Annotated in this window: 2 protein-coding genes; both read left to right on the top strand. The window is 73.8% G+C overall.

Annotation, left to right across the window (positions count from 1 at the left end; translation table 11 throughout):
• The first annotated feature begins 176 nt into the window (after positions 1–176).
• Entirely contained in the window at positions 177–1370 is a 1194-nt protein-coding gene (locus ACTUAL_RS13790; protein ID WP_440900513.1) for a hypothetical protein, read from the top strand.
• A gap of 34 nt (positions 1371–1404) precedes the next feature.
• Positions 1405–1774 (top strand): phage holin family protein (locus ACTUAL_RS13785; protein ID WP_440900512.1); only part of this gene is annotated, 370 nt, incomplete at its 3' end.

The following is a 1774-nucleotide window of genomic DNA, read 5'->3' as shown; positions in this document are numbered from 1 at the left end:
CGCCGGGTGGCGAGCGGAGCGCCACCCGGCGTTCCGGCGTTCGCGGTCGCGCGGAAGCGGTCCCGCGCGGTGCGGAGAAGCGCCCGGTGTGATCCAGATCGCGGAAACGCCCCGAGCCCGCCGCACGACGACGGGGTGTCGTCGCACGACACTTCCTTTCCCACGGGGGACTCCAGGTGAAGAAGCTGGTCGCGGTCACCGCGGTGCTGATGCTCCTCGGCGGTGGCACCGCCCTGGCCCAGGACGGCGAGGTCCTCGACGGCCTCATCTGGTTCGACCGGAACGGCAACGGCGTCGTCGACGCAGGTGAGCCCGCCCTCGCCTCGGGGAAGGGCGTCCGGGTCTTCAACGCCGCCACCAAGGAGCACATCGGCGACTACGGCACCGACGCGAACGGCCGCTACCGCGCGACCGGCCTGCCCGCAGGCGTCCCGCTGGCGATCTACAACGCCAACACCGACCGCTACGCGACCACCACGCCCTCTTCGGTGTTCCGCACCGGTGGCGCGACGCTCGACTTCGGCATCCGGGGCGGCGTCGTCACCGGCTCGGCCTTCGTCGACGCGGACCGGGACGGCGTGCGGGACGCGGGCGAGCGCGAGCTCCAACCCGCGCACCGGCTCGGCGGCCTCACCGCCACCGGCTCGTACCGCGTCGAGGACGTCCCCGAGGGGGACCACGAGCTGGTGCTCGCCGACCTGCGCGCCCAGGGCCTGCTGCCCTCCGCCGTCACCGCGGAACTGTTCGTCGGCAAGGGCGAGCAAGTCCGCCTGGACACCCCGTACTTCGCGCCGCGCGCCGACCTCGTCCTCGGCGCGCTCAAGCTCGGCCCGGACAAGCCCGGCGCCCGCGCCACCGGCGACGAGGTCGAGCTGTCCTTCGCCATCACCAACTCCGGCGAGGCGGCGGACGGCGTGCGCTTCACCGTCGACCGGCCGAAGGCGAAGCTGCTCTCCATCGGAGAGGGCGTCGTGGCCGAGGGCGACGGCTTCGCGCTGACCGCGCCGCTGGAGCCGGGCGCCACCGCGACCGCGAGGCTCCGCTACGCCCTGACCGACCCGACGATCACCGGTTTCCGGGTCGTCCTCGCGCCGGGGACCTCGTTCGGCGACGGCGACCCGAGCGACAACACCGCCGAGGTGGCGCTCTCCGTCACCGCCCCGCCGTCCAGCACCCCGCCGTCCACCACGTCCACCGCGCCCGGCAGCTCGACGGCCCCCACGACCACCGCGCCCCCGGTCGGCGGCGCCCCGAAGCAGCTGGCCAGGACCGGCGCCGCCCCGTTCTGGCCGCTGGTGACCGGCCTCGCCCTGCTGGTCGCGGGCCTGGCCCTGCACCACGCCGCCCGCACCCGCCGCCGCCGCGCCTGACCCGTTCGGAGGAGCCCCGCGGTTACCCTGCGGCATGGGCATTGTGGTGCAGGTACTGCTGACGGCCGTGGCGGTCTGGGTGTCGACCCTGATCCCCGGCATCGACCTGGAGGGCGGCTCGACCCCGGCCAAGATCGGCACCCTGGTGGGGGTGGCCGTGGTGTTCGGCCTGGTCAACGCGGTGGTGAAGCCGGTGGTGAAGTTCCTCGGCTGCCTGTTCTACCTGCTGACCCTCGGGCTGATCGGCCTGGTCGTGAACGCCCTCATGTTCTGGCTGACCGGCTGGGTCGCGGGCGAGCTGGGCCTGCCGTTCCAGGTGACCGGCTTCTGGCCCGCGTTCTTCGGCTCGATCATCGTGGCGCTGGCGAGCTGGCTGCTGAACCTGGTCTACGAGCGGGCCGTCG

This window comes from Actinosynnema sp. (genome assembly GCF_052038725.1).
Note: the sequence above shows the minus strand (reverse complement) of the source record. Positions and strands in the feature narration are given on the sequence as shown.